The sequence below is a fragment of the Chloroflexota bacterium genome (genome assembly GCA_014360805.1).
GTDB lineage: Bacteria > Chloroflexota > Anaerolineae > DTLA01 > DTLA01 > DTLA01.
The window spans coordinates 1-6,572 of record JACIWU010000122.1; the positions used below are offsets into that span (position 1 = coordinate 1).

The following is a 6,572-nucleotide window of genomic DNA, read 5'->3' on the forward strand; positions in this document are numbered from 1 at the left end:
AAGTGCGTCGCACCGAGGTCGCCAACACAAGACGGAGCCGAATCCCGGTCCTCGCGTTCGGTTGGCGCTGCGGGCCTGGCTATTTCCAGTCCCTCAGCATCTGAACCAGCAAGCGCACGCCGAAGCCGGTGCCGCCCTTGGGCTGGTAGGGCGCGTCCTTCTCGGTGGAGGCCGGCCCCGCGATGTCCAGGTGCGCCCAGGACATACCCTCGGCGAACTTCTCCAGGAACTTGGCGGCGGTGATGGACCCTGCCGGACGGCCACCGGTGTTCTTCACATCGGCCACGTCGCTCTTGATCTGCTCGGCATACTCGTCCCATAGGGGCATGCGCCAGACCTTCTCGTTGGTGGCCTTGGCCGCGGCCTCAATGCGGGCCGCCAGGGCGTCATCGTTGGAGAACAATCCAGCGACGAAGGTTCCCAGCGCCACGACGCACGAGCCGGTGAGCGTGGCCAAATCCACCACCCCAGCGGGCTGATACCGCTGGGCGTAGCCCAGGGCGTCGGCGAGGATGAGGCGGCCCTCGGCGTCGGTGCTGATGACCTCTATCGTCTTGCCGGTGATGGCTTTGAGCACATCGCCGGGCTTGTAGGCGGTGCCACTGGGCAGGTTCTCGGTGGCGGGCACGAGGCCGATGATGCGGCGGGGAATCTTCAGCGCGGCGGCGGCGCGCAGGGCGCCGAACACGGCGGCAGCGCCGGCCATGTCGCCCTTCATCTTCTCCATCCCGTCGCTGGGCTTGATGGAGATGCCGCCGCTGTCAAAGGTCAGCCCCTTGCCGATGAGGACGATGGGCGCGGCGTCGTCGCTGCGGCCGTTGTGCTCCAGGATGATGAAGCGCGGCTCCTGGGCGCTGCCCTGCGCCACGCCCAGCAACGCCCCCATGCCCAGGGTGCGCATCTCCGCCGGGCCCAGCGCCTGGAACTTCAGGCCGTAGGTCTTCGCCATGCGGCGCGCCTCGTCGGCGAGGATGGAAGGCGTGGCGTAGTTGGCGGGCTGGTTCACCAAGTCCCGTGCCCAGATCACCGCCTCCGCCACCTGCACGCCGGCCGCTGCCCCCTCCTTCGCCGCCTGGGCCGTCTCGTCGCCCATCACGACGATGGAGACCTTCTCCAATTCGCGCCCGTTCTCCGAATCCTTCTTCTCGGTCATGTGCTGGGTGAAGCGGTACTGCGACAGGATGGTTCCCTCGGCCAGGGCCTGTGCGGCCTGGGCGGCGTCCAGACCGGCAGCGCCCGCGCCGTGCAAGATGGTGGCGTATTGGGCGATGCCCAGCGCGTGCGCCTTCCGCGCCGCTGTGGCGGATACCTGCCGAACCTTGTCCAAGTCAAACTGCTCTTGCTTCCCAAGCCCGACAATGAGGACGCGCTTGGCGGGGATGGCCCCGCGCGTGTACAGCAGCGCGGTGTCGTTCAGTTTGCCCTTGAAATCCCCCGAGGCGATGAGGTCGGCGATCTGGCCGCCGAGCGCCTTGTCCACCGCGCCCGTGGCGCCCGACGGTTCGCTCACCCCCTCAAACAAGTTCACCACGATAAGTTCGGTCTGTTCCTCTTGGATCGCTCCACGCTTGACCTCAATGTTCACGGCGACCTCCTTACGTGAAATGGTAGTCTGGAATGCAGGGCGCGCTGGCGCCGATGTTCACGGAGCATGCGGGACAACCTAGCGGGCAATCTGCTCCAGCAGCGGCGGCCCAAAGATCAGCAGCCCAATAATAACCGACATGATGGATAACAGCAAAACCGCCCCGGCCGATGCGTCCTTGGCCAGTTTCGCCAGCGCGTGGTAGCCTGGATGCACCAAATCTACCAGCGCCTCCACCGCCGAGTTGAAGCACTCGGCCGCGAGGACTAACCCGATGGTCAGGACGAGGATGGCCCAGTCCAAAGGCGGCAGGCGAAGCACGATGGCCAGCGCAACCACCGCCAGGGCGATGGCCGCCTCTATGCGAGCGTTGCGCTGCGTTCGCCATACGGCCCAGAGGCCGGCAAAGGCATTTGCGAAACTGCGTGTCATGTTCGGGTTCTTCAATTCGCGGCCCTCACCCTTTCAGCATCTCCAAGATTGCATCCTGCCGTGCCCACATCTGGCGTTGCGCCGCTTCGGTGTGGTGGTCGTAGCCGAGCAGGTGCAGAATCCCGTGCACCAGCAGCAACCGGAGTTCAGTCTTGACAGGCACATTGCGTTCCTGGGCCTGGGCCTCGGCGCGTTCCAGCGAGATGACGATGTCGCCGAGGTAGGCCGGCTCGCCCGGCGCCAGGACGAAGGGCCCCGGCTTCTCCTCGCCGAAGGCCAGCACGTCAGTCGGCTCGTCCAGGCCCCGGAAGTCGCGGTTGAGCGCCTGGATGCTCTCGTCGTCGGTGATGACGACGGCCATGTCGGGCAATTCGGTCAGCCCCTCGGCGCGCATGATGGCCTCGGCCCATCTGCGGATCTCGGCCTTTTGCACCTTGCGGCGCAGCGCGGGCGCCACTTGTACGTCAACGGTCATTCTCGTTCCTGCCTTTCTGCTCTTGGCCGGGGTACCGGATGCGGGGGTGGAAGACGCCCTGCAACGTAGTGGTGAAGGCGTTCTGGATCTCGTTCAGGTCGCGGAGCGTGAGGTCGCTGTCGGCCAGTTGGCCGCTCTCCATCCGTTCCGCGATGATCTTGTGGACGATGGTCTCTATCTCCTCGGCCGTTGCGGGCCGCAGGCTCCGCACAGCCGCCTCACAGGCGTCGGCGAGCATGAGGATGGCCGTCTCCTTGCTGCGCGGCTTCGGCCCCGGGTACCGGAATCGCGCAGGGTCGGGGTTCGGATTGTCGGCGCCCGCCGATTCTCGGGCGCGCTCGTAGAAATACGTGGCCAGCATCGTCCCGTGATGCTCGGCGATGAAATCCACGATGCGCCTGGGCAAACCGTACTTCCTGGCGAGGTCTATCCCATCCTTGACGTGGCTCACGATGATGTGGGCGCTGGTCTCGGGGTCCAGGCGGTCGTGGATGTTCTGGCCGTCGGTCTGATTGTCCACGAAGAAGTAAGGCCGCAGGGTCTTGCCGATGTCGTGGTAGTACGCGCCGACGCGCGCCAGGATTGGGTTGGCGCCGACGCGCTCGGCCGCTTCCTCGGCCAGGTTGCTCACCAGGATGCTGTGATGGTACGTCCCCGGTGCTTTGAGCAGCAACTGGCGCATCAGGGGATGGGTGGGGCGCGCCAGGTCCACAAGTCGCAGGGTCGTCGGGATGTCCAGCAGGTTGCCCAGCGCCAGGTAGCCCAAGAGCGCGATCATGGAGGCCAGCCCGCCATTCAGAAGCCCCGCGCCGAAAAGCGTCGCCAGGCCAACCCAGTCGTACCGCTGCCCGGGCAGCCGGAAGGCCAGGATCGTCAGCCAGTTCGCCAGGGTCGCCAACATGCCGGCGAAGACGAACACGTTGAGGCGCTCCACGCGCTGGATGGCCAGAATGGCGACCACGGACCCCGCGAAGACGTACACAGCCAGTTCCAGATTTCCCCCGCCTATCGCCCCCACGAGCACGCTCAACAATACCGATGAGAAGAGCGCCGCCTGCGTGTCAAACAGCGTGCTGATGATGAGGCCCATGGCCGCGCCCGGGAACAGATACGGGAGCACGGTGTGTCCGGGCACCATCATGCGGGCGGTCGCCGTGAAGCCGAGGAACAGCACCGAGGTTGCCAGCAGGGAACTTTGCTCGTTCCACAGGTCGGGGGCGCGGACTGAAAGATAGATGCCCAGCAGGACGGTAATCAGGGCGGCCAGCAGCGCATTGCCCAGCACATCCTGCCACTTGATCTGCGGGCGCAAGAGGCCCAGCGCCTCCAGAATCTCCATATCCAGAGGCTCAACGAGATCCCCTTCTCGCACGATGGTCTGCCCCTGGGCCACGGTCATGGCGACAGGCTCCACGTTCTCGCGGGCCTGGAGGCGCGCGTTCTGCGTCTCGCGGGCATTGAGAAACGAGTTCGCCTTGACCAGGTTCTGCACAAACGCCACGACCGCCTGCGTCTGCGTCTCGGTCAGGGTGAGCCGCACCAGTGCGGGGATGCGGCTTCTCACCTCGTTGACATCCGACGGGCGGATGGCCTCGCGCATAACGCTGTCCAGCACCCTCTCGGCCTCGACCTGCGTCGTCTCCCACTCCGCATCGGAGAACGAGAGGATGAGATTCGCCAGGTCCTCGGACAGGGCCAGATCGGAGATGGAGGTGAGGGCGCGGATCTTCTCGGCGTCGGAAGCGTAGGGGTCGGCGCGTACCGATCCGATGAAGTCCAGAATCTGGCGCAGAAGAAGGGTCTGTTGGCGGCCGATCTTGGGATCGGGCGGGTCGTAAACATCTCGGACCGCCTGCTCGGCCTGGGCGCGCGCCTTCTCCGTGAGCACCTGGCTCACGAACGTGATCTGCCTGGGCGCGCGTATGTCCGCAGGGCTGACCTGCCCGACCTGGAGTTCCACCTGCCCCACGGGGAGCAACTCAAAGATGAGGAGCAGGCTCAACAAGATGCCGAAAATCGCTCCCCAAACCACCCCGCGCAGGACAAGCGTCCCGCGATGGGAGTGCGAACGGCCGTTTGCGGTTTCGGTAGCGGTAGCCTGGGTGGTCATGTGTGGGCCAATCGTCTCCCTCGCTAGCCGCCAAGCAACTGGCGCACGACTTCGTTGACGACCTTGCCGTCGGCGCGCCCTCTCACTTGGGGCATGAGTTCCTTCATCACCAGGCCCTGCTGCTTGATGTCGGTTACGCCCAGTTTCTGGATGGCCTGGCGCGCCAGGGATTCAATCTCCTCGCGCGTCAATTGCTGCGGCAGGTAGGCCATGAGGATTTCCATCTCGGCCCTTTCACGGTCTACCAGGTCCTGGCGGCCGCCCTTGGCGTACTCGGCGATGGAATCTTGCCGCTGTTTGACCTGCTTGGCGATGACTTCCAGCACCTCTTCGTCCGACAGGGGATGCTGTACCTCCACCTCTTTGTACCCGATGGCGGAACGCAACATCCGAAGGGTGGACTTGCGCAGTTCGTCCCCCGATCGGAGGGCTTCTTTCATGTCGTTCATGATTTTCTCTTGCAGCGTCATGCTTTTCTCCCTTTTCCGTGTGGCCTGGCCTATCCGGCGGAATTATAGCGTCCGTGCCGCGCACGTGTCAATCGCCGCCACGGCTCCCAGGATGTGGCTCTGTTCCATGCGGAGCAGGCGCGCGGGCAGGATTCGGTTGCCCAGGCCCTCGCCTTGCGCCACGACGCGCAGGTAATTGGCCGTGAGGCCGGTCCAGACGCCCCCGCGCGGCGACTGCTCCCAGAGCACGTCCATCGTGCGGCCCAGGAACCGTTCCGCGTAGGCGGTGGCGAGGCGCGCGCCCAACGCCCGCAATTCGGCGCTCCGTTGCAGCACGTCATCGCGGGGCACGGCGTCGGGCATGGACGCGGCGGGCGTCCCTGGCCGCGCCGAAAACGGAAACACGTGAACCCGCGCAAAGCCGACGCTTTCTACCAGCGCAAGGGTATCCCGATGGTCGGCCTCGGTTTCGCCTGGGAAGCCGACGATGACATCGGTGGTGATGGCCGCGTCGGGCAAGGCCGCCTGTATGGCGCGCACCAGGTGCAGGAAGTCGCCCGCGCGGTACGGGCGGTTCATGCGCCGAAGCACGGCGTCGCTTCCGCTCTGCAGGGGCAGGTGGAAATGCGGGCACAGGCGCGAATCGGCTCCCAGTTCCAGCCACTCCTCGCGGAAACTCCACGGCTCCACCGACGACAGGCGCACGCGCGCGATGGCCGTCTCCGACAGGATGCGGCGCAGGAGACCTCCCAGGTCTGGGCCGCCCGTGTCCTGTCCATAGGCGCCGATGTTCACGCCCGTCAGCACGACCTCCTTGCGTTCGGCGTCGGCGGCACGGCGCACCTGCGCGACCACGTCATCCGCTGGCAGCGACCTGGACGGCCCGCGGGCGATGTGCACCACGCAGTAGGCGCAGGCGTTGTCGCAGCCGTCCTGAATCTTGACGAACGCGCGGGTGCGCGGCCAGACGGGCGTGGTGCGGCCCTGGCGCTCGGGCGCGGCGCGGGAAGGGAACCGCGCCGGCAGCAGGTGGGCCAGATGCGCCTTCTCGCGGTTGCCGATGACAGCGTCCGAGTGCGCGGCGGCCTCTACCTCCTGGGGCCACAGTTCGGCGTAACACCCCGTCGCCACCAGGTGCGCATTGGGGGCCTCGGCGCGCAGGCGGCGCAAAGCCTGGCGGGATTTGCGGGCCGCTTCGGCCGTAACTGCGCACGTGTTCAGCACGATGACATCGGCCTCGTGGGCCGGCGCCAACTCCCAGCCCGCCTCTTCCAGTTGGGCCTGCAGCGACTCCATCTCGCTCTGATTCAGTTTGCAGCCAAGCGATGCCAGGTGTACCTTCATAACCGTCCGTGGAGACAAAATCAGGGCCTCACAGCAAACGCCGGCCCTGGTTCAATCTACCACCGGAGGGAGGGCCTGTCAAATTGAGTGCGGTTCCGCGGGGGCAGGCGTTATCCACGAATAACGCGAATGAACACGAAGGGAGAATACATGCAGGCACGGAGGGTGGCTTTTCAT

The 6,572-nt window shown here is 65.8% G+C and carries 6 protein-coding genes; all 6 read right to left on the reverse strand.

The features are described 5' to 3' along the window. Nucleotides 1–79: 79 nt before the first annotated feature. Nucleotides 80–1,585 (reverse strand): leucyl aminopeptidase, encoded by a 1,506-nt coding sequence (locus H5T65_13515; protein MBC7260247.1) that lies wholly within the window; start codon nt 1,583–1,585, stop codon nt 80–82. 78 nt (nt 1,586–1,663) lie between these two features. Next, nucleotides 1,664–2,017 carry a diacylglycerol kinase family protein gene (locus H5T65_13520; GenBank protein MBC7260248.1) on the reverse strand — a complete coding sequence of 118 codons (354 nt, stop codon included), beginning with the start codon at nt 2,015–2,017 and terminating at the stop codon, nt 1,664–1,666. A gap of 25 nt (nt 2,018–2,042) precedes the next feature. Then, nucleotides 2,043–2,492, reverse strand: coding sequence for an rRNA maturation RNase YbeY (ybeY, locus tag H5T65_13525; GenBank protein MBC7260249.1), 450 nt, complete (start codon nt 2,490–2,492; stop codon nt 2,043–2,045). Then, nucleotides 2,482–4,602 (reverse strand): HDIG domain-containing protein, encoded by a 2,121-nt coding sequence (locus H5T65_13530; GenBank protein ID MBC7260250.1) that lies wholly within the window; start codon nt 4,600–4,602, stop codon nt 2,482–2,484. Before H5T65_13530 ends, ybeY begins: the two co-directional genes overlap by 11 nt. A 23-nt stretch (nt 4,603–4,625) precedes the next feature. Further along, nucleotides 4,626–5,072 (reverse strand): GatB/YqeY domain-containing protein, encoded by a 447-nt coding sequence (locus H5T65_13535; protein ID MBC7260251.1) that lies wholly within the window; start codon nt 5,070–5,072, stop codon nt 4,626–4,628. A 42-nt stretch (nt 5,073–5,114) separates the two neighbouring features. After that, entirely contained in the window at nt 5,115–6,395 is a 1,281-nt protein-coding gene (gene mtaB / locus H5T65_13540) for a tRNA (N(6)-L-threonylcarbamoyladenosine(37)-C(2))-methylthiotransferase MtaB (protein ID MBC7260252.1), read from the reverse strand. Between the last annotated feature and the right edge of the window lie 177 nt (nt 6,396–6,572).